The sequence below is a fragment of the Pseudomonas sp. A-RE-19 genome, assembly GCF_019956555.1.
In the GTDB taxonomy this organism is placed as follows: domain Bacteria; phylum Pseudomonadota; class Gammaproteobacteria; order Pseudomonadales; family Pseudomonadaceae; genus Aquipseudomonas.
In genome coordinates this window covers 20,749-41,584 of the sequence record NZ_JAHBDQ010000030.1, presented here as the reverse complement: position 1 = coordinate 41,584, position 20,836 = coordinate 20,749, and the positions used below count along the sequence as shown (strand labels likewise).

Below are 20,836 nucleotides of genomic sequence, written 5' to 3'. Positions count from 1 at the left end.
AAAAGATCGCAGTCTTCGGCAGCGCCTGCAGGGGAACGCATTCCAATGCAGGCGCTGCCGAAGGCTGCGATCTTTGTTATTTGCGCAACAGTCCTTTCTGCAATCCGCTCTTTTTTTATCGGCTCTTCCCTTTGAAAAGTTGTCTTCAAAGCCGCTGCTATCAGCGGCTCTTTTTTCGTTGTGGTTTAAGACAATGAAGTACTTGATTGACCCAAGAAGCTTTACCGCATTCAGCCCGTTGTTCATTGCAATCGCTGTAACAAACGCCGAGCACTGAGAACGCGATATCTCAGGTACGTGGTCCAGGATGGCAAGGCCAAAGACCTGGCGATGCGTCTGCAATGGGCGACCCACCGTGGCGGCAACGGTTATGGTGCGCTGAATCAGGACACCGATGAATACCGGGCAATGGTCGACTACCCGCTGAATGTCTTCTAAGCTTTCATTAGCAAAAGGCCAGCATGTTTTGCTGGCCTTTTTTTTATTCACCATTTATATAGGCGCTCTGGACGCGACCGGTTTCTGGGACTCTGCCCGATTCTTGTAAAAGAACTTTCATAACGCCTTAATTGCAGAAGTCAGAACCATGAGTGTGAGCAGTGCGAAATCTCAACATCCGATCCGCTCGACACAATCGGAGCGGCTTCTGGTTCTTAGCAGTGTGCTGTTGGTGATTGCGATACTCAGCATCGTGACCTTCCTGCTGATCCGTGAACGCGCCAACGCCGAATTGTCCGCCGCTCGCGCCGCCAACAATATCGTGAAGTTGATCGACGCCGATGTGCTGCGTAATGTCGAACTCTATGACGTGTCGCTGCTAGGGTTGATCGCTGCCTCCCAGCGAGAAGACCTCAAAAGCGTTTCTCCTGCCATTCGCCATCTGGCCTATTTCGACCGTGCCACTGCCGCGCCGTACAAGAGCAACATTTTGTTGCTCGACGACAAGGGCGACGTGATCGCCGACTCGGCCTCCGTGGAGCCCAGGCATGCCAACTATGCCGATCGCGAATACTTCCAGTCTCATGTGAACAACCCCGACCCTGGCATGTTCATCAGCCCCCCTTTCAGGGGCAGGCCGCCCGAACAGGATTGGCGTATCAGTTTCAGCCGCCGGCTGAACGGTACCCAGGGTGAGTTCCTGGGCGTGGCCGAAGCCGCCATGCGTTTGAGCTACTTCGACCAGCTGTTCAACAGTTTGAGTGTCGGCCGCGACAGTACGGTCAATCTGATCAGCAAGGACGGGATTCTGCTGGCCCAGCAACCACAACTGGCGGAAGAACTGATCGGCAAGGACTTCAGTAACCGCCCCAATTTCCAGCGCATCGTCAAGGAAGGCAACGGCAGCTTCACCAGCATGTCCGATCGATACCGTGAAAAGCGCTTGTACACCTTCTCCAAAGTCGGCAACTTGCCGTTGATCGTCATCGTTGCACTGTCCAGCGATGAAGTCTTTTCGGCCTGGAAGCGAACCGCAGTGGTGGTCAGCTTTGCGACCATTGCCCTGTGCGTGAGCCTGCTGTGGCTGACCTGGTTGCTCTGCCGGGAATTGCGCCTGCGCCATAACGCCGAACAGGAACTGGGGCTATTGGCCGCCACCGATCCCTTGACCGGTCTGGCCAACCGCCGGACCCTGGACCAGGCTTTGCGCCATGAATGGTTCCGCGCCCAACGCTCCAGCCAGCCGTTGTCGATGCTGATGATCGATGTCGATCACTTCAAGGCGTTCAATGATCGTCATGGTCATCAGGCCGGCGACGATGCCTTGCGCTCGGTGGCCAAGGTGATCGGCACCCATGTCCGACGCCCGGCAGACCTGGTCGCCCGTTACGGCGGCGAGGAGTTTTCGGTAATCCTGGCTGAAACCGACAGCGCCGGCGCGCAACAGATTGCCGACAACATTCGGGCGGCAGTGGAGCAATTGCCATTGGTGAGAGGTGATCAGTCGCCGATTACTGTCAGTATCGGTATCAGCACCTGGACGACGGCGACCGACATCAGCCTGGAACAATTACTGTTTGCGGCGGACAAGGCGTTGTATCAGGCCAAGGAAAACGGGCGCAATCGGGTGGTTTGCGCGGATTAGAAGCCAGAATCAAAAGATCGCAGCCTTCGGCAGCTCCTACATTTGGAATGCGTTCCCCCTGTAGGAGCTGCCGAAGGCTGCGATCTTTTGATTCACCGGGACATAAAAAAAGGCCACCCGAAGGTAGCCTTTAAAAACTAGAGAGGTTTTTTGCTTACACGGCCGCAACAGGACGCATGTAAGAGATCGGTGCAGTGCTGGCGTCTTCGAAAGTCACGACTTCCCAAGCATCTGTCTGCTCAATCAACTTGCGCAGCAGCTGGTTGTTCAATGCATGTCCGGACTTGAAGCCCTTGAACTCACCAATCAGGCTATTGCCCAGTAGGTAGAGGTCACCAATTGCATCGAGGATCTTGTGCTTCACGAATTCGTCTTCATAGCGAAGGCCGTCTTCGTTCAGTACACCATCCGCGTCGACCACAATAGCGTTTTCAACGCTGCCGCCGAGTGCGAGGTTGTGCTTGCGCAGGTACTCGATATCACTCATGAAACCAAAGGTACGGGCGCGGCTGACTTCTTTTACGAACGAAGTACTGGAAAAATCCACGCTTGCACTTTGTGTGCGGTCACGGAAAACCGGGTGATCGAAATCGATCTCGAAGCTCACTTTGAAACCTTCGAAAGGGACGAAAGTGGCGCGCTTGTCGCCGTCTTCCACTGTCACTTCCCGCAGGATCCGAATGAACTTCTTGGCGGCGTCCTGCTCTTCCAGGCCGGCCGATTGAATCAGGAATACGAAGGGTCCAGCGCTACCATCCATGATCGGGACTTCGGACGCGGAGAGCTCGACGTAGGCGTTATCGATGCCCAGGCCAGCCATGGCCGAGAGCAAGTGCTCCACCGTATCCACCTTGGTGTCACCACTGACCAGTGTGGTCGACATCGTGGTTTCACCAACGTTTTCCGCGCGGGCAGGAATCTGCACCACAGGGTCGAGGTCGGCACGACAAAACACAATGCCGGTGTCGATAGGCGCTGGCTTGAGGGTCAGGTAGACCTTCTCCCCGGAGTGCAGGCCGACACCTGTGGCACGGATAATATTCTTCAGGGTGCGTTGTTTAATCATGGCATGGGCCGCTTCAGCGCAAATTGCGAACTGGTATCAACAAAGGCTGGCGATAATAGCAGACCAGACCTTTGCTGAACACCAATCACCCTAATACCCCTGATACATTTCATCAATCAGCCTGACGACGCAGGAAAGCCGGGATGTCCAGGTAGTCCAGGTCATCTTGCGGATTCATCTTCGCGGCAGTCGCAGCACCGGCCTGAGCCTGGTTGCGCATGACGGTCGGACGGTCCAGGTCACGGTAGTTTACCGCTGGCGCCTCCTGACGAGCAGAGGCTTGTTGTTGCGGTTGCGAAGCCATGGAGGTGTGAACGGTATTATCGATGACCTTCACAGGCTTCTCGATTTGCGCGCCCAGACCGGTGGCAACCACGGTGACGTGCAGCTCATCGCGCATGTCCGGATCGATAACGGTACCGACCTTGACCATCGCGTGATCGGAAGCGAAGGCTTCAATGATGCTACCCACGTCGGAGTACTCACCCAGAGACAGGTCGGGACCTGCGGTGATGTTCACCAGGATGCCGCGTGCACCTTGCAGGTTCACGTCTTCGAGCAGCGGGTTGCGAATGGCCGCTTCAGTAGCCTCGCGCGCACGGTTCGGACCGCTGGCGCAGCCAGTGCCCATCATTGCCATGCCCATTTCACTCATCACGGTGCGTACGTCGGCAAAGTCGACGTTGATCATGCCCGGACGCTTGATGATGTCGGAGATACCGCGAACGGCACCGGCCAGTACATCGTCGGCCTTGGCGAAAGCCGACAGCAGGCTTGCGTCTTTACCGAGGATGGTCAGCAGCTTCTCGTTGGGAATGGTGATCAACGAGTCGACGCTTTCAGACAACAGACGAATACCTTCGTCGGCGATCTGCATGCGCTTGCGACCTTCGAACGGGAACGGACGAGTCACCACCGCAACGGTGAGGATCCCCATTTCCTTGGCCACTTCGGCAATGATCGGCGCAGCACCGGTACCGGTACCACCGCCCATGCCGGTGGTGATGAACACCATGTTGGTGCCCTGCAGCACTTCGGCAATGCGCTCACGATCTTCCAGAGCGGCCTGACGACCTACTTCAGGGTTGGCGCCAGCGCCCAGGCCTTTGGTCACGCCGGTACCCAGTTGCAGGATGGTCCGCGCGCCGATGCTTTTCAGCGCTTGGGCATCAGTGTTGGCGCAGATGAATTCAACGCCTTCAATGTTGCTCTTGACCATGTGATTGACAGCGTTGCCGCCGCCACCGCCAACACCGATAACTTTAATTACCGGGCTTGCGGGGATGTTGTCTACGAGTTCGAACATTTTCCCTCTCCTTACATTCTCTAGTTTTTTCGCCTACTGCTGTTTGAAGCGGTGTTGCGGTAAAGCTTTAGAAATTGCCTTGTACCCAGCTCTTGATGCGATCGAGCAAGGCGGCTTTCGGTTCTTCATTGTTGTAGCTGTCGCGGCTGCCGATGCCCGAGAACGAAATCCCGTCGGACTGCTTCTGCAGGCCGTACATCAACAGGCCTACGCCAGTGGAATAAATCGGGTTGCGGACCACGTCGTCCAGGCCCTTGACGCCATGGGGCACGCCCAGGCGAACCGGCATGTGGAAGATCTCTTCGGCAAGTTCCACCGCGCCTTCCATCTTCGACGTACCGCCGGTCAGCACGATGCCGGCCGGGATCAGGTCTTCGTAGCCGCTGCGACGCAGCTCAGCCTGGATCAGGGTGAACAGCTCGTCGTAACGCGGTTCGACCACTTCGGCCAGGGCCTGACGGGACAGCTCGCGCGGCGGACGGTCGCCGACACTCGGCACCTTGATGGTTTCACCGGCACCAGCCAGTTTGGCCAGGGCGCAGGCGTAGCGAATCTTGATTTCTTCGGCGTATTGGGTCGGGGTGCGCAACGCCATGGCGATGTCGTTGGTCACCTGATCGCCGGCAATCGGGATCACCGCGGTGTGACGGATCGCGCCTTCGGTGAAGATCGCGATGTCGGTGGTGCCGCCGCCGATGTCCACCAGGCACACGCCCAGCTCTTTCTCGTCGTCGGTCAGGACCGAATACGCGGAAGCCAGTTGCTCAAGAATGATGTCGTCGATTTCCAGGCCGCAGCGGCGCACGCATTTTTCAATGTTCTGTGCGGCGTTGACGGCGCAGGTGACCACGTGAACCTTGGCTTCCAGACGCACGCCGGACATACCCAGCGGCTCGCGAACGCCTTCCTGATTATCGATCACGTAATCCTGCGGCAGGGTGTGCAGCACACGCTGGTCAGCCGGGATCGCCACAGCCTGGGCGGCGTCGAGGACGCGCTCAAGGTCGGCGGAGCTGACTTCGCGATCACGAATCGCCACGATGCCGTGGGAGTTCAGGCTGCGGATGTGATTGCCGGCCACGCCGACGAACGCCGAATGGATCCGGCAACCGGCCATCAGCTGCGCTTCTTCAATGGCGCGCTGGATCGACTGGACGGTGGACTCGATGTTCACCACTACGCCTTTTTTCAGGCCGCGGGACGGATGAGTACCGATCCCGACGATTTCGAGCGTGCCGTCGTCCGAGACCTCGCCGACCAGTGCCACCACCTTGGAGGTACCGATATCGAGACCGACGATCATTTTGCCGCTTTGCACGTTTGCCATGGGTCCTGCCTCTTCTTAATTCTTCGCGACAGCGGGTTGGGCTGTCGTGGGCGCTACAGGTTCCCGCCAGCCAACGGCGAGGCCGTTGGCATAGCGCAGATCGATGCGCGCAATGTTCGTAATCTGCTCTTTGAGCGTCTTGTCATAGATGGCAATGAAGCGGCGCATCTTTTCCACCAGGCTGCCGCGTCCCAGCAGCAGTTCGATTCCCGGACCCGCGCTGCCGGCGCCGGTGGTCAGGAACCAGCTGCCTCGTTCACGCAACTCCAGGCGTGCAATCGAGAAGCCCAATGGCCTGAGCATCTGGCTCAGCACCTGGTATTGCTGCATCACTTGCTGCTGGGCCCGTTGTGGGCCGAACAGCTGTGGCAAGTGTTCGTAGTTCGCCAGCTCGCGCGGGGTGAACGCCTGCCCCTGGTTGTTCAACAGCGATTCGTCACCCCAACGGGCCACCGGCAGTTGTTCTTCCAGGCGGATCACTACCTGATCCGGCCACACCCTGCGCACTTCGGCGTGGGCAATCCATGGCATCGTTTCAAGCTCGGTACGCATGCTCTCCAGGTCGATGGTGAAGAAGCTCGACGCCACGTAGGGGGCGATTCGCTGCTGCACCGCTTGCTGGCTGATGTAACTCAAATCACCCTGCACCGCGATCTTGGTGATCGGCCGGTCGGCGTACGGCAGCAAACGCTGTGCGCCTTCATAAGTGCCGAACCCCAGCGCGACCAGCAGCACGGGCCAGAACAGGCTTTTCAGAAAACCAAAGTTGGCTTTCGGCAGGCGCGCGGACATCGGCTCTTTGGCCACCATTCGGCTGGCACCCCGCGGTACCGGCTTGCGGCCGGGTGCGGTGGGCTGATGACGTAGCTGGGCGCCTTGCATGGTCTTAACCTCGCGGCTCTTTATAGCTGGCAGCGTTACCGGCAACACTTGCCGCCAGAATCGCCAGAACCAGTTGCTGGAAATCCAGGCCAGCGGCACGGGCCGCCATCGGCACCAGACTGTGATCGGTCATGCCCGGTGCGGTGTTGACTTCCAGGAACCAGAACTGCCCGTCGGCGTCCTGCATCACGTCTGCCCTGCCCCAACCGGCGATACCCAGCGCCTCACAGGCTTTGGCCGTGAGGTCCATGAGTTCCTTTTCTTTGTTGCTGTCCAGGCCACAAGGGATCCGGTACTGGGTATCGGAAGCCACGTACTTGGCGTCGTAGTCGTAGAAGCTGTGGGTCGTGCCCAGGGCGATTGGAGGCAACACCTGGTCACGCAGGGTGGCGATGGTGAACTCCGGACCATGGATCCATTGCTCGACCAACACTTGCGAATCGTAGGTACTGGCCGCTTTCCATGCGTCGACCAGCTCGGACGCAGAACTCACTTTGGCCATCCCGATACTGGAACCTTCATGGGCCGGTTTGACGATCAAAGGGAAGCCCAGTTCCGTCGCTGCCGAAATACAATCGGCCTCAGAGCTCAATACCGCGTGGCGTGGCGTCGGAATGCCGAGGCTGTGCCAGACCTGCTTGGTGCGCAGTTTGTCCATGGCCAGGGCCGAGGCCAGAATGCCGCTGCCGGTGTACGGAATCCCTGCGCATTCGAGCAGGCCCTGCATGCTGCCGTCTTCACCGCCACGACCGTGGAGGATGATGAAGGCGCGGTCGATTTTTTCGTTCAGCAGACGCTGCAGCAGGTCATCGCCCACATCAATACCGAACGCGTCCACACCGGCGCTTTGCAGCGCTTCGAGCACTGCGTTACCCGATTTCAGGGAGACCTCACGCTCGGCACTCTTGCCACCGAACAGCACGGCGACGCGGCCGAAATCTTTCGGCGCAATAGTGGAGACGAGGTTGGCGTAAGCAGCAGTCATTTCAACTTCCCCACGCTTGGCGCGGCAACCGCGCCAGCGAACAACGGACTATTCAACAGTTTTGGTGCGAGACCGCCGATATCACCGGCGCCCTGGCACAACAGAATGTCGCCGGCACGCAGCAGCGGCTTGACGATCGGTGCGAGGTCGACACCGCGCTCGATGTAGATCGGGTCGAGCTGACCACGCTGGCGAATGCTGTTGCACAACTTGCGGCTGTCAGCGCCCGGAATCGGCTCTTCGCCGGCCGGGTAGACCTCCATCAGCAGCAGCACGTTGGCGTCGGCCAGCACATTGACGAAATCGTCGTACAGGTCGCGGGTGCGGCTGTAACGGTGCGGCTGGTAAACCATCACCAGACGGCGCTCCGGCCAGCCACCGCGCACGGCTTTGATCACGGCCGCGACTTCGGTCGGGTGGTGACCGTAGTCGTCCACCAGCATCACGTTGCCGCCTTCAACCGGCAGCTCGCCGTACACCTGGAAGCGACGGCCGACACCCTGGAACCCGGACAGACCCTGGACGATGGCTTCATCGCTCACACCTTCATCGGTGGCGATGCAAATGGTCGCCAGCGCGTTCAGCACGTTGTGGTTGCCCGGCATGTTCACCGAGACATCCAGCGGCTCGCGATCAGGGCGCAGCACGGTGAAGAAGGTTTGCATGCCCTGCTGACGCACATTGATGGCACGCACGTCGGCGTCTTCGCCAAAACCGTAAGTGACCGTCGGGCGCTTCACCAACGGCAGAATTTCACGCACCACCGGATCGTCCAGGCACACCACCGCCAGACCGTAGAACGGCAGGTTGTGCAGGAACTCGACGAAGGTTTTCTTCAGCTTGTTGAAGTCACCGTCGTAGGTCGCCATGTGATCGGCGTCGATGTTGGTGACCACGGCCACCAGCGGCTGCAAGTGCAGGAAGCTGGCATCGCTTTCGTCGGCTTCGGCGATCAGGTAGCGGCTGGTGCCCAGCTGGGCATTGGTGCCCGCGGCGTTCAGACGGCCACCGATGACGAACGTCGGGTCCAGGCCACCGGCGGCGAACACCGAAGCGATCAGGCTGGTGGTGGTGGTTTTGCCATGAGTACCGGCGACGGCGATGCCGTGGCGGTAGCGCATCAGTTCGGCCAGCATCTCGGCGCGTGGCACCACGGGAATGCGGCGTTCCAGTGCGGTGGCGACTTCCGGGTTGGAGGTGTTCACGGCGCTCGACACCACCAGTACGTCGGCGGCAGCGGCGTTCTCGGCACGGTGGCCGATGAAAATGTGCGCACCGAACGATTCAAGACGCTCGGTCACCGGCGATGCTTTCAGGTCGGAACCGGACACTTCATAGCCCAGGTTCAGCAACACTTCGGCAATGCCGCACATGCCCACGCCGCCGATACCGACGAAGTGGATTTTACGGATGCGGCGCATTTCCGGTTGCGGCATGGCTTTCTTGTTCTCAACCATGGGCCACCTCCAGGCAAGTATCGACCACGTTACGGGTGGCATCGGGTTTGGCCAGGCGGCGTGCCGCGGTGGCCATGTCGTTAAGTCGTTGCGGTTGCATCAAGACCTCTGTCAGGCGAGCAGCAAGATCCGCTGCGCCAGTCGTTCTTTGCGGCATCACGAAGGCAGCGCCTTCACGGGCCAAATAATCGGCGTTGCGGGTCTGGTGATCGTCGATCGCGTGGGGCAAAGGCACCAGCATCGAGGGCAGACCGGCGGCGGCCAGTTCACTGATGGTCAGCGCGCCTGCGCGGCACACCACCAGGTCGGCCCAGCCATAGGCTTGGGCCATGTCTTTGATGAAGGGCTGCACTTGCGCCTCGACGCCAGCCGCGCGATAGCGCTCTGCAGTCACTTCATCGTGGTTTTTGCCGGCCTGATGAAACACGTCCGGACGCAGGTCGGGGGCGACGAGCGACAGGGCTTCAGGCAGCAACTTGTTCAACGGCTCTGCGCCCAGGCTTCCGCCCAGGATCAGCAAACGCGCCTTGCGACCGGCCAGAGCAGGTCGCGGTGTTTCGAGGAACAGCTCGGTGCGCACCGGGTTACCGGTGGTGCGACGGCTGTTCGACAGGGTAAAGGTGTCGGGGAACGCTTCACAGACTCGGGCGGCCAACGGCACCAGCAACCGATTGGCGGTACCGGCCACGGCGTTCTGCTCGTGAACGATCACCGGTACGCCAGCCAGTTTGGCGGCGACGCCGCCGGGGCCGGTCACATAACCACCAAAACCGACCACACAGACCGGGCGCAACTGACGAATGATCGCCCGCGCCTGCCAGATCGACTTGAGCAACATGAACGGCGCCTTGAGCAGGGACAATTTGCCCTTGCCGCGCAAACCGCTGGCGTTGATCCGATGCAATTCAAGACCGGCCGCCGGCACCAGATCGTTTTCGATCCCGCGCGGGGTCCCGAGCCAGTGCACGGTGTAACCCCGAGCCTGGAACTCGCGAGCACAGGCCAGTGCCGGGAACACGTGGCCCCCGGTGCCGCCTGCCATGATCAGTACGTTAGCGCCCATGGTTCGGCTCCTCGGCGAAGTCGCTCTCATGGAACTCCATCTCTTCGCTGCCCAGGTGGGTTCGACTCTCCCACTCAATGCGCAGCAACAAGCCGAGACAGGCACAGCAGATCACCAACGAACTACCGCCATAACTGAGGAACGGCAGCGTCAGGCCCTTGGTCGGCAGCAGACCGACGTTCACGCCGATGTTGATCAGGAACTGACCGATCCACAGGAACGACAGACCGTAGGCCACGTAAGCGGCAAAAAACTGCTTGGCCTTTTCGGCCCACAAGCCGATGTACATGCCGCGAATACAAACGAAAACGAACAGCGCCACCGTGCACAACGAACCCACGGCACCCAGTTCTTCGGCCAGGACCGAGAACACGAAGTCGGTGTGGGCTTCCGGCAGGTAGAACTGTTTCTGCACGCTGTTGCCCAGGCCCACGCCCAGCCATTCGCCGCGACCGAAAGCGATCAATGCCTGGGACAACTGATAACCGGCACCGAACTGGTCGGCCCACGGGTCGGCAAAGTTGGTCAGACGCGCCATCCGATACGGCTGCATTTGAATCAACAGCACCACCGCCGCGACAGCCAGAACAACCATCAAGGAAAAACGGAACAGCCCGACCCCGCCAAGGAACAGCATCGCCGCCGCAGCCCCCATCATCACGACGGTGGCACCAAAGTCCGGTTCCATCAGCAACAGACCCGCCATCGGCAGCAGCACGATGAACGGCTTGAAGAAGCCCATCCAGCTTTCACGCACTTCTTTCTGGCGACGCACCAGATAACCGGCGAGGTAGATCACCACGAACACCTTGGCGATCTCGGAAGGCTGAACGTTGAAGAAACTGAAGCCGATCCAGCGCATCGAACCGTTCACCTCACGGCCGATCCCCGGAACGATCACCATCACCAGCAAACCGAACGCACCAATCAGCATCAGCCAGCCCAGACGTTGCCAGGTAGCGATCGGAATCATCATGGTGACAATGCAAGCACCAAGGCCCAGCACAACGTAGACGAGGTGGCGAATCATGTAATACAGGGCGCTGCCCGACTGCACGGCCCCCACTTCGGTCGATGCCGAGGCAATCATGACCAGCCCCAGGCCCAGCAGCGCGAGGCAACCGGCGAGCATAGGGAAATCGAGGTCGATACCGCGCCCGGTGATGATCGGCGACGGGTACGGCTTGATGATGTCTCTCAGGCTCATGCCAGATCCTCCACAGCGCGGACGAACTGGTGGCCACGGTCTTCATAGTTCTTGAACATGTCGAAACTGGCGCAAGCCGGCGACAGCAGCACTGCATCACCCGGCTCGGCTATGGCGCGACATTGCGCGACGGCTTCGTCCAGCGAGCTGACACGAATCTGTGTAACGACTTCGCCGATGGCCTCACCGATCTTGTCGGAGTCACGGCCCATCAAAATGACGGCGCGGCAGTTGGCCGCCACCGGATCACGCAGGTCCTTGAACTCGGCACCCTTGCCGTCGCCACCGGCGATCAGCACGAGTTTGCCGTCGATATCCGCGCCCAGGCCTTCGATGGCGGCCAGTGCGGCACCGACGTTGGTGGCTTTGGAATCGTTGTAGTAGCTCACGCCGTTCAGGTCGCGAACCCATTGGCAGCGATGCTCGAGGCCGGCGAAGGTGCGCAGGCTCGAGAGCATGGCGTCGAACGGCAGCCCCACGGCGTGGCCCAGCGCCAAGGCCGCCAGGGCGTTGGACTGGTTATGCGCGCCACGAATCTTCAACTCGCGCACCGGCATCAGGTTCTGGAATTCGAAGGCCAGGTATTTCTCGCCATTCTCTTCCCGGATACCAAAGGCCTTGAAGTCGGGTTTGTTCAGACCGAAGGTCCAGCACGGTTGGCCTTCGCCCATCAACGGACGGCTCAAGGCGTCCTGACGGTTGACCACAAACTGCTTCGCACCACGGAAGATCCGGTGCTTGGCCAAGTGATAAGCCGGCAGACCGCTGTAGCGGTCCATGTGGTCTTCGCTGATGTTGAGCACGGTCGCCACTTCGGCGTTGAGTTGATCGGTGGTTTCGAGCTGGAAGCTCGACAACTCCATCACGTACAGCTCGACGTCGTCGCTGAGCAAATCCAGCGCCGGCGTACCGAGGTTACCGCCGACGGCAACACGCTTGCCGGCCGCAGCCGCCATCTCGCCGACCAGGGTGGTAACGGTGCTTTTGGCATTGGAACCGCTGATGGCGACGATCGGCGCCTTCGCGTTACGCGCGAACAGCTCGATGTCACCGGACAACTTCACGCCACGGGCGGCGGCAGCCTGCAGGGCCGGGGTCGCCAGCGCCAGGCCGGGGCTCACGTAGAGCTCGTCGGCACGGCACAGGAATTCGACGTCCAGCTCGCCACAACGCACTTCCACGTGCGGATAGTCACGCTTGAGCGTGGCCAGTTCCGGTGGATTTTCCCGCGTATCGGCGACAGCAAACGACACGCCCCGGTTCGCCAGGAAGCGAACCAGGGACATGCCGCTCTTGCCGAGGCCGACAACAATGCGGAAGTGGTCAGAAGCGATCAGAGACACTCGTTCTACCTCAGCTTCAGGGTGGCAAGGCCGACCAGCACCAGAATCACGGTGATGATCCAGAATCGGACGATCACACGCGGCTCGGGCCAGCCCTTGAGTTCAAAGTGGTGGTGAATCGGTGCCATGCGGAACACACGGCGACCGGTCAGCTTAAAGGAGGCAACCTGAATGACGACCGACAGGGTCTCCATCACAAACACACCGCCCATGATGAACAGGACGATTTCCTGACGGACGATCACCGCGATGGTGCCCAAGGCCGCGCCCAGCGCCAGTGCGCCGACGTCGCCCATAAATACTTGGGCCGGATAGGTGTTGAACCAGAGGAAACCCAGGCCCGCGCCGATCAACGCGCCGCAGAACACGATCAACTCACCCGCGCCCGGTACGTAAGGAATCAGCAGGTATTCGGCGAATTTCACGTTACCCGACAGGTAGCAGAAGATCCCCAGGCCGCCGCCGACCATCACGGTAGGCATGATCGCCAGACCGTCGAGGCCGTCGGTCAGGTTGACCGCGTTGCTCGAGCCGACAATCACGAAATAGGTCAGGACGATGAAACCCGCGCCCAGCGGAATGCTGTAGTCCTTGAGCATCGGCAGGATCAGGGTGGTTTCCACCGGCGTTGCGGCGGTCATATAAAGGAAGATTGCCGCGCCCAGGCCGAACACCGACTGCCAGAAATACTTCCAGCGGCTCGGAAGACCACGAGAGTTTTTCTCGATGACTTTGCGGTAGTCGTCGACCCAGCCGATGGCACCGAACAGCAGGGTCACCAACAACACGACCCAAACGTAACGGTTGGCCAGGTCAGCCCAAAGCAAGGTGCTGACCCCGATGGACGAAAGAATCAGCGCGCCGCCCATGGTCGGGGTGCCTGACTTGGACAGGTGCGATTGAGGGCCGTCGTTGCGAACGGATTGACCGATCTGACGGTTCTGCAAAGTGCGGATCATCCACGGGCCATAGCACAGCGACAAGACCAGCGCGGTCAGCACACCGAGGATCCCGCGCAGGGTCAGGTACTGAAAGACCGCGAAGCCTTTGTAGAACTGTTGCAGATACTCCGCTAGCAGCAGCAGCATTAATGTTTCTCCAGACGGGTCCCGCACAAAGCGGCCACGATGTTTTCCATCGCGGCGCTGCGCGAGCCCTTGATCAAAATGGTGGTGTTTGTATCCTGCTCGGCTTCCAGGGCCTTGATCAGTTCAGCCTGTGTGCTGAAGTGAAAAGCCTGCTCGCCGAAAGCGTTCACGGCGTGGGTCATCATTGGCCCGACCGCGTAAAGCGCGCAAACCTTGCCGCGGGCGTACTCGCCCACATCGCGGTGCCCCTGCTCCGCCCAATCGCCCAACTCGCCGATATCTCCGAGCACCAAAACGGTGCGACCGGAAAAGCCGGCGAGTATATCAACGGCGGCGCACATGGAGGTGGGGTTTGCGTTGTAAGTGTCATCAATCACGCGCATGCCGTTAGTCGCCAGTTGCGCGACGGTGCGCCCCTTGACCGGTTGCACGGCGCCGAGACCGGTGGCGATGCCGAACAGCGACACGCCCAAGGCATGGGCAGCGGCGGCGGCAGCCATCGCATTGGCGACGTTATGGGTGCCGAGCAGGTTCAGCTGAACCCGTTCCACACCTTCAGGACTGTGCAGGTTGAACGCCGGGCACCCGCGGGCGTCGCGATCCAGATCGCTGGCGTAGAAGTCGGCGCTGATGTTGCTCAGGGCAAACGTCAGCACTTTGCGACCGGCGGCACGGGTCTTCCAGATTCCAAAAGCTTTATCGTCGAGATTCAGCACGGCGATGCCATCGGCATCCAGCCCTTCGAGAATCTCGCCCTTGGCTTCAACGATTTTTTCCGGCCCGCCGAACTCGCCGACATGGGCGGTCCCGGCGTTGTTGATAACAGCCACATGCGGCTTGGTCATGCCGACGGTGTAGGCAATCTCACCGATGCGCGAAGCACCGAGTTCGATCACGGCAGCGGTGTGTTCCGGTGCCAACTCGAGCAAGGTCAGTGGAGCGCCCAGGTCATTGTTCAGGTTGCCACGGGTCGCCAGCACAGGACCGCGCGTGCGCAGGATGCTCGCCAGCATTTCCTTGACCGTGGTCTTGCCGCTGGAACCCGTGATGGCCACCACCGGATGCGTGAACGCCGCACGGTTTATCGCGCCCAATTGGCCGAGGGCCTGGCGGGTGTCCTTGACCAGCAGTTGCGGCAGCGCGCTGTCGGCGACTTCGCGTTCGACCAAAGCACCGACGGCGCCTTTGGCGGCGACGTCGTTGAGATAGTCATGACCATCGAAACGCGGACCGGCCAAAGCAATAAATAGCTGGCCCGGCTTGATCGCGCGGCTGTCGATGCTGACGCCATCGAAGCTCGCGTCGCCAGCAATCAGACGGCCATTCAGTGCGCCGGTCAGTTCGCTCAGTTTCAAGGCTTTAAGCATGGGCCACCTCCCACGCGGTCAGGGCGTGATCAGCCTCGACCAGATCGGAGAACGCGTGGCGCTCGCCATTGATTTCCTGATAGTCCTCGTGACCTTTACCGGCCAGGACAATCACGTCATCCGCCGAAGCGCTGGCGATCAATTGGGCAATCGCCTGGCCACGGCCGGCGACGAAGGTGACTTTATCCACAGCGGTGAAACCGGCGCGGATGTCGTCGAAAATCACGGCAGGGTCTTCGGTGCGTGGATTGTCATCGGTGACCAGTACGCCATCGGCCAGCCGCTCGACCACTTCCGCCATCAACGGACGCTTGCCGCGATCACGATCACCGCCGCAACCGAACAGGCACAGCAACCGGCCTTTGGCGTGAGGACGCAGGGCCATCAAGACTTTTTCCAGCGCATCCGGCGTGTGGGCGTAATCGACCACCACCAATGGCTGAGTACCGCCGCCCAGGCGCTGCATGCGACCGGCCGGGCCTTCGAGTTTCGGCAGCACTTTGAGAATTTCGTCCAGCGCGTAGTCCAGCCCGAGCAAGGCGCCGACGGCGGCCAATACGTTGCTGAGGTTGAAGCGACCGAGCAAGGTGCTGCGCAAATGGTGCTCGCCTTGCGGCGTGACCAGCGTGGCGCGCACGCCTTCGTCGTCGAACTGCGCTTCGCGGCAATACAGGTAGGCGCTGGAGTCTTGCAGGCTGTAAGTGATCAGCCGCGACTCGCCTTTATCGGCGGCCAGTTGCCGGCCGAAATCGTCGTCGAGGTTGACCACCCGGCACTTCAGATCATTCCAGGCAAACAACTTGGCCTTGGTTTCGCCATAGGCCTGCATGGTGCCGTGGTAATCCAGATGATCGCGCGACAGGTTGGTCATCACCGCCACGTCGAAGGCCAACGCAGTCACGCGGCCCTGATCAAGGCCGTGGGAAGAGACTTCCATGGCCACGGCTTTGGCGCCGGCTTTTTTCAGGTCGGCGAGGGTCGCTTGCACCGCGATCGGGTTCGGCGTGGTGTGCAGGCCACTTTCCAGCGCGCCGTAGAAACCGGAGCCCAGGGTACCGACGATGCCGCAGTGTTGACCGAGCAAGTCGAGGGCTTGCGCAACCAATTGGGTCACGCTGGTTTTACCGTTGGTGCCGGTCACGCCGATCAGATTAAGGTGGCGACTCGGCTCACCATAAAAACGCCCGGCAATGTCCGACAGCTGCGCCGCCAGACCTTTGACCGGAATCAACGGCACATCGGTGATTGGCAGTACGGTCGCGCCTTCGACTTCATAAGCCACGGCAGCAGCGCCGCGCTGCAAGGCATCGGCGATGTGCGCACGCCCGTCGAACTTGCCGCCCGGGACCGCGAGAAACAAATCGCCGGCCCGCACGTTGCGGCTGTCCAGCGCCAATTCGCGGATCAGCAGATCACGGCCAGCGTGGGCGAAAATCTTGTTCAGGCTCAGCGACATCAGCCGCGCCCTCCATTGGCTTTCAGCGGAACGACCGGTGCGGCGTTCGCTTGTTGAGTGGCTGGCAGGTTGTCCGGGGTGATGTTCATCAGGCGCAGAGTCCCGGACATCACTTTGCTGAACACCGGCGCCGATACCAGACCACCGAAGTAACCGGCCTTGGTCGGTTCATCGATCACCACCACGATCGCGTAACGCGGGTCGCTCATCGGGCCGAAACCGGCGAACAGCGAGCGATACGAGTTTTCGGCGTAGCCTTTGGAGCCCACCGACGTCTTACGCGCAGTACCCGATTTGCCTGCCACGTGATATGCCGGCACCTGCGCACGGAATACACCGCGCGGGGCTTCGATCACTTGGGTCAGCATGCCTTGCATGGTTTTCGCGACGGCTTCCGGCAACACTTGAGTGGTTTGCGGCGCCTTGTCGGTTTTGATCAGGGTCAGTGGCGCGAGGCGACCATTATTGGCCAGGGCCGAGAAGGCGTGGACCAACTGGATCGCGGTCACGGAAATACCGTAGCCATAGGACAGTGTGGCGGTTTCAGCCTTGCGCCAATCCCGGTAGTTCGGCAGGTTGCCGACACGCTCACCCGGGAAGCCGAGGCCGGTGTCCTGGCCGAGACCGACTTTCTGCGCCAGACGGAAAATCGTTTCGCCGCCGATATCGAACGCGACCTTACTCATGCCGACGTTACTGGAGTTGATCAGAATACCGGTCAGGTCGAGTACCGGGCCTTCGGTCTTCGATACGTCCTTGATGGTGTACTTACCAATCTGCAAGGAGCCTGGGTACACCTCGACGGTATCGCTCGGCTTCCAGCGGCCGGTTTCAATCGCGGCGCTCATGGAGATCGCCTTCATGGTCGAGCCCGGCTCGAACACGTCGATCATCGCGCGGTTGCGCATCATCGCCGGTTGCAGGTTGCGACGGTTGTTCGGGTTGTAGGTCGGCTGGTTGACCATGGCCAGGATCTCGCCGGTCTTCACGTCCATGATCACCAGGCTGCCGGCTTTCGCGCCGTTCTCGATGATCGCGTTACGCAGCTCGCGGTTGGCCAGGTATTGCAGACGCAGGTCAATGGACAACGCCAAGGGCTTGCCGGCCTTGGCGTTTTTGGTGACCTGGACATCTTTGATCAGCCGGCCGCGCCGGTCCTTGATCACCTGACGCTTGCCGGCGACCCCGGCGAGCCATTCGTCATAGGCCAGTTCGACACCTTCACGGCCGTGATCGTCGATGTCGGTAAAGCCGACCATGTGGGCGGTGACTTCACCCGCCGGGTAGAAACGCCGGAACTCTTCAATGCCATAGACACCCGGCACTTTCAGATCGAGCACAGCCTGGCCCTGCTCGGGGGTCAGCCCGCGCACCAGATAAATGAATTCTTTGTTGGCCTGGGCTTCGAGACGTTCGGCCAGGGCTTTCGGGTCCTGCCCCAACGCGGCCGCCAGTGCGGGCCACTTCTCTTTGGCCAGCTGCATTTCCTTGGCGTTGGCCCACAGGGTGGTGACCGGCGTACTGACGGCCAAAGGCTCGCCGTTACGGTCGGTAATCAGACCACGGTGAGCCGGAATCGGAATGTGACGAACACTGCGCGCATCGCCCTGGCCTTTAAGGAAGGCACGGTCGACGACTTGCAGATCAATGATACGCCAGCAAATCGCGACCACCATGACACCGAGCAAACCCAGCACCAGACGGAATCGCCATGGAAAGAGCGCACCTTCGAGTTTCATCATGGCGCCACCATCTGCACTTCAGCGGCGCCAGGAATGCGCATCTTCAGTTGCTCGGTGGCCAGGACTTCGATACGGCTGTGGGCAGTCCAGGTGCTCTGTTCGAGAATCAACCGGCCCCACTCCGCCTGTGCCTTGTCGCGCACGCTCAATTCGTTGTACAGCGAATTCAACAGCTGACGGTTCCAGTGGGCGCTATAGGACACGCCGATGGCCGACACGAGCACGCCGATAAACAGCAACAGCATGAAAAAGCTTCCGCCGGGAAGTGGCTTGGCGAAAAGCTTGCTCACCGCAGCTTCTCCGCGACGCGCATGACAGCGCTACGGGAACGTGGGTTGGCTTTGAGTTCGGCCTCGGAGGCGGACTGCGCTTTGCCATGGATTTTGATTATCGGTTCGAAAGCGACGTGACGGACCGGCAGGTTGCGCGGCAGGTTGTCAGCTTCGCCTTTGACCAGTTTGCGCATGAACAATTTGACGATGCGGTCTTCCAGCGAATGGAAGCTGATGACCACCAGACGACCGCCGACTTCCAGGCATTCCAGCGCAGCTTCGAGGCCGGCTTCCAGATCGCCCAGTTCGTTGTTGACGTGAATACGCAGGCCCTGGAATGCACGGGTGGCGGGGTTCTTGCCCTTTTCCCATGCCGGGTTGGCGACTTTCAGCACTTCCGCCAGATCGCCAGTGCGCTCGAACGGCTTGATGTCGCGACGCTCGGCCACGGCACGCGCCATGCGACCGGAGAAGCGTTCTTCGCCGTATTCCTTGAACACCCGGGCGATTTCTTCCACCGGTGCGGTGTTGACGAATTCGGCGGCGCTGATCCCGCGAGACGGGTCCATGCGCATGTCCAACGGGCCGTCGTTGAGGAAACTGAAACCGCGCTCCGGGTCGTCGAGCTGCGGCGAAGACACGCCGAGGTCGAGCAGAACACCACTGACCTTGCCGGCCAGACCGCGTTCGGCGACTTCCGACCCCAGCTCGGCAAAGCTGCGCTGTACAACGACAAAGCGGCCGTCTTCGGCCGCTAGCGTTTGCCCGGTGGCAATCGCTTGAGGATCTTTGTCGAATCCGAGCAACCGGCCATCAGGCCCGAGCTGGCTGAGGATCAACCGACTGTGTCCGCCGCGTCCGAACGTACCGTCCAGATAGCAGCCATCAGGACGTACGGCGAGAGCCTCGACGGCTTCGTCAAGCAGTACGGTGATGTGGTTAAAGCCGCTATCAATAGTCACAGGATCAAATCACGCAGTTCATCAGGCATGGCGCCCGGTTGTTGAATAGCAGCCAGGTCAGCGGCAGAAACCGCATTCCAGGCATCCTCGTCCCACAATTGGAACTTGTTCAGTTGGCCTACCAGCATTGCGCGCTTATCCAACTTGGCATATTCGCGAAGACGCGGCGGAACCAGAAAACGACCACTGCCATCGAGTTCGAGGTCGACGGCATTACCGATCAGTAAACGTTGCAGGCGGCGGTTCTCTTCGCGAAGCGAAGGCAGTGCACGCAGTTTGGTTTCAATAATTTCCCACTCATCGAGGGGGTAAACACACAAACACGGATCAACGGCATCGATGGTGACGATCAATTGACCGGAACTACGCGAAACCAGCTCGTCACGGTACCGGCTCGGCATAGCGAGACGGCCCTTTGCATCGAGACTGATAGCGTTAGCTCCGCGAAACACGTCAGCGTTTCTCCAAATATTAGCGTTTTACGCTCAAAAAACCCACTTCATGCCACTTTCCGCCACTTGCGCACACTATAGGAATGCGCCCACCACACCGTCAAGGCGCGGATTAAAGGAAAAGCCTTACAGAACGGAGATTTAGGAGTGTAAAAGGAGGGTTAACGAGAATCTGACGGATGAATTTGCTCAATAACTTGAATCAGCACAGAAAGCTGCATTCAGAAGTTAAAGTGATTTGTTAAGAGTAAGATTTTTTCGGTATTACAAAAGCGCTTCTGCTATTGATTCAGCAGGGAGGGAAATTGCCATTACGAACATCGCTGCCAATGATTCAAGCAGAGAAGGATAAAAGGTGGAGAGTCGATCTGTAAGCCGGGTTCTGTCTTGAACAGTCATTCGTCTACGATGGCCATCACTGGACATCTTTAGCAACCTACCCGGTCCCAGCGCGGGCCACGCCTTGGGACCCTATTTGGTCTTGCTCCAAGTGGGGTTTACCTAGCCACGAACTGTTGCCAGACGTGCGGTGCGCTCTTACCGCACCTTTTCACCCTTACCGGCGCCGAAGCGCTTAGGCGGTTATTTTCTGTGGCACTTTCCGTAGGCTCACGCCTCCCAGGCATTACCTGGCACTTCGCCCTATGGAGCCCGGACTTTCCTCCCCCCCCTAATTTTCATAGAGGGCAGCGACTGTCCGATCGACTCTCCGCCGCGAAGGTTAACGGCAGAGCGGCCGAAGAACAAGCGCTAAAAGCCTCTGGGGGGCGCTGTGCGT

The 20,836-nt window shown here is 60.0% G+C and carries 18 protein-coding genes and 1 other RNA gene; 2 read left to right on the top strand and 17 right to left on the bottom strand.

Annotated elements, in window-relative coordinates:
- Positions 1–228: 228 nt before the first annotated feature.
- Positions 229–438 carry an OprD family outer membrane porin gene (locus KGB14_RS19115; protein ID WP_411740793.1) on the top strand — a complete coding sequence of 70 codons (210 nt, stop codon included), beginning with the start codon at positions 229–231 and terminating at the stop codon, positions 436–438.
- 148 nt (positions 439–586) lie between these two features.
- Positions 587–2,083: a sensor domain-containing diguanylate cyclase gene (locus KGB14_RS19110; RefSeq protein ID WP_223488282.1), complete on the top strand. Its 1,497-nt coding sequence runs from the start codon at positions 587–589 to the stop codon at positions 2,081–2,083.
- Between the two features lie 154 nt (positions 2,084–2,237).
- On the opposite strand, the gene lpxC is transcribed toward KGB14_RS19110, so the two are convergent.
- The 17 genes from lpxC to rnpB all read right to left on the bottom strand — a co-directional run bounded on the left by lpxC (position 2,238) and on the right by rnpB (position 20,767).
- Positions 2,238–3,149, bottom strand: a complete 912-nt coding sequence (gene lpxC, locus KGB14_RS19105) for a UDP-3-O-acyl-N-acetylglucosamine deacetylase (protein ID WP_045059296.1) — start codon at positions 3,147–3,149, stop codon at positions 2,238–2,240.
- Positions 3,150–3,261: 112 nt separating this feature from the next.
- The gene (gene ftsZ / locus KGB14_RS19100; protein ID WP_223488281.1) at positions 3,262–4,455 is read right to left on the bottom strand and encodes a cell division protein FtsZ; all 1,194 of its coding nucleotides are present in this window, start codon (positions 4,453–4,455) and stop codon (positions 3,262–3,264) included.
- Positions 4,456–4,522: 67 nt separating this feature from the next.
- Positions 4,523–5,782 (bottom strand): cell division protein FtsA, encoded by a 1,260-nt coding sequence (gene ftsA / locus KGB14_RS19095; protein ID WP_223488280.1) that lies wholly within the window; start codon positions 5,780–5,782, stop codon positions 4,523–4,525.
- 15 nt (positions 5,783–5,797) lie between these two features.
- Positions 5,798–6,664 carry a cell division protein FtsQ/DivIB gene (locus tag KGB14_RS19090; protein ID WP_223488279.1) on the bottom strand — a complete coding sequence of 289 codons (867 nt, stop codon included), beginning with the start codon at positions 6,662–6,664 and terminating at the stop codon, positions 5,798–5,800.
- 4 nt (positions 6,665–6,668) lie between these two features.
- Positions 6,669–7,649, bottom strand: a complete 981-nt coding sequence (locus KGB14_RS19085; RefSeq protein ID WP_223488278.1) for a D-alanine--D-alanine ligase — start codon at positions 7,647–7,649, stop codon at positions 6,669–6,671.
- Positions 7,646–9,106: a UDP-N-acetylmuramate--L-alanine ligase gene (murC, locus tag KGB14_RS19080; RefSeq protein WP_223488277.1), complete on the bottom strand. Its 1,461-nt coding sequence runs from the start codon at positions 9,104–9,106 to the stop codon at positions 7,646–7,648. Before murC ends, KGB14_RS19085 begins: the two co-directional genes overlap by 4 nt.
- Positions 9,099–10,169: an undecaprenyldiphospho-muramoylpentapeptide beta-N-acetylglucosaminyltransferase gene (gene murG, locus KGB14_RS19075; protein WP_223488276.1), complete on the bottom strand. Its 1,071-nt coding sequence runs from the start codon at positions 10,167–10,169 to the stop codon at positions 9,099–9,101. The genes murC and murG overlap by 8 nt, the downstream gene beginning before the upstream one ends.
- On the bottom strand, positions 10,159–11,376 hold the full coding sequence (gene ftsW / locus KGB14_RS19070; protein ID WP_411740792.1) for a putative lipid II flippase FtsW: 1,218 nt from the start codon (positions 11,374–11,376) through the stop codon (positions 10,159–10,161). Before ftsW ends, murG begins: the two co-directional genes overlap by 11 nt.
- Positions 11,373–12,719: a UDP-N-acetylmuramoyl-L-alanine--D-glutamate ligase gene (murD, locus tag KGB14_RS19065; RefSeq protein ID WP_223488275.1), complete on the bottom strand. Its 1,347-nt coding sequence runs from the start codon at positions 12,717–12,719 to the stop codon at positions 11,373–11,375. Before murD ends, ftsW begins: the two co-directional genes overlap by 4 nt.
- A gap of 5 nt (positions 12,720–12,724) precedes the next feature.
- On the bottom strand, positions 12,725–13,807 hold the full coding sequence (gene mraY, locus KGB14_RS19060) for a phospho-N-acetylmuramoyl-pentapeptide-transferase (protein WP_007904350.1): 1,083 nt from the start codon (positions 13,805–13,807) through the stop codon (positions 12,725–12,727).
- Positions 13,807–15,174, bottom strand: a complete 1,368-nt coding sequence (locus KGB14_RS19055; protein WP_223488274.1) for a UDP-N-acetylmuramoyl-tripeptide--D-alanyl-D-alanine ligase — start codon at positions 15,172–15,174, stop codon at positions 13,807–13,809. Before KGB14_RS19055 ends, mraY begins: the two co-directional genes overlap by 1 nt.
- A complete protein-coding gene (locus KGB14_RS19050; protein WP_223488273.1) occupies positions 15,167–16,630 on the bottom strand; it encodes a UDP-N-acetylmuramoyl-L-alanyl-D-glutamate--2,6-diaminopimelate ligase in 1,464 nt (487 codons plus the stop codon). The genes KGB14_RS19055 and KGB14_RS19050 overlap by 8 nt, the downstream gene beginning before the upstream one ends.
- Positions 16,630–18,369, bottom strand: coding sequence for a peptidoglycan D,D-transpeptidase FtsI family protein (locus KGB14_RS19045; protein WP_223488289.1), 1,740 nt, complete (start codon positions 18,367–18,369; stop codon positions 16,630–16,632). Before KGB14_RS19045 ends, KGB14_RS19050 begins: the two co-directional genes overlap by 1 nt.
- The gene (ftsL, locus tag KGB14_RS19040) at positions 18,369–18,662 is read right to left on the bottom strand and encodes a cell division protein FtsL (protein ID WP_003205353.1); all 294 of its coding nucleotides are present in this window, start codon (positions 18,660–18,662) and stop codon (positions 18,369–18,371) included. The genes KGB14_RS19045 and ftsL overlap by 1 nt, the downstream gene beginning before the upstream one ends.
- Positions 18,659–19,606 (bottom strand): 16S rRNA (cytosine(1402)-N(4))-methyltransferase RsmH, encoded by a 948-nt coding sequence (gene rsmH / locus KGB14_RS19035; RefSeq protein ID WP_411740791.1) that lies wholly within the window; start codon positions 19,604–19,606, stop codon positions 18,659–18,661. The genes ftsL and rsmH overlap by 4 nt, the downstream gene beginning before the upstream one ends.
- Complete coding sequence (gene mraZ, locus KGB14_RS19030; RefSeq protein WP_003205355.1) at positions 19,603–20,058, bottom strand: division/cell wall cluster transcriptional repressor MraZ; 456 nt, start codon at positions 20,056–20,058, stop codon at positions 19,603–19,605. Before mraZ ends, rsmH begins: the two co-directional genes overlap by 4 nt.
- Before the next feature lie 355 nt (positions 20,059–20,413).
- Positions 20,414–20,767, bottom strand: an RNA gene (rnpB, locus tag KGB14_RS19025) — RNase P RNA component class A.
- Positions 20,768–20,836: the final 69 nt, after the last annotated feature.